Annotated in this window: 1 protein-coding gene; it reads left to right on the top strand. The window is 30.7% G+C overall.

What is annotated here, in order from left to right; translation table 11 throughout:
- Window positions 1-764, top strand: a 764-nt coding sequence (locus AMN80_RS01000; protein WP_075520169.1) for a site-specific DNA-methyltransferase, incomplete at its 5' end; no start/stop codon positions are given.
- Window positions 765-786 lie beyond the last annotated feature (22 nt).

The following is a 786-nucleotide window of genomic DNA, read 5'->3' on the forward strand; positions in this document are numbered from 1 at the left end:
ATTTAGGCTTTTGGATATTAAATGATGTAATATGGAATAAAAAAAACCCAATGCCTAATTTTAGAGGGACAAGATTTACTAATGCCCATGAAACTTTAATTTGGGCATCGAAATCTGAAAAGTCTAAATACACTTTCAACTACCAATCTTTAAAATGTTTAAATGACGATCTTCAAATGAGATCTAATTGGGAATTGCCGATTTGTAATGGTTCTGAAAGACTAAAAAAAAATGGAAAAAAAGTGCATTCTACCCAAAAACCCGAGGCTCTACTTCACAGAATTTTATTAGCAACAACAAATAAAAATGATTTTGTTTTAGATCCTTTTTTAGGATCAGGAACAACAGCAACAGTTGCTAAGAAATTGGGAAGAAATTATTATGGTATTGAAAAAGAGAAAACGTATTTTAATGCAGCTGAACAAAGGATAAAAAAAACAAAACCTATAGAAGATGATTATTTAGATACTCTTCAAAATGGAAGATCTAAACCAAGAATACCTTTTGGCTCATTAGTTGAGTTAGGAATAATTAAACCAGGAACTACTATATACGATAATAAAAAGAAAATTAGTGCAAAAATAATGGCTGATGGGAGTATTAAGCATGAACAAACAGAGGGTTCAATTCATAAAGTAGCAGCCACAATTTTAGGAGCTGAAAGCTGCAATGGTTGGACTTTTTGGCACTACAATCTTAACGGTAGCATTGTACCTATTGACCACTTAAGACAAAGACTAATATCTAGTAATCAAGTTTTATAAATTCTACCTAAATAATATTCTA

This window comes from Candidatus Pelagibacter communis, from assembly GCF_001179985.1.
Lineage (GTDB): Bacteria > Pseudomonadota > Alphaproteobacteria > Pelagibacterales > Pelagibacteraceae > Pelagibacter > Pelagibacter ubique_J.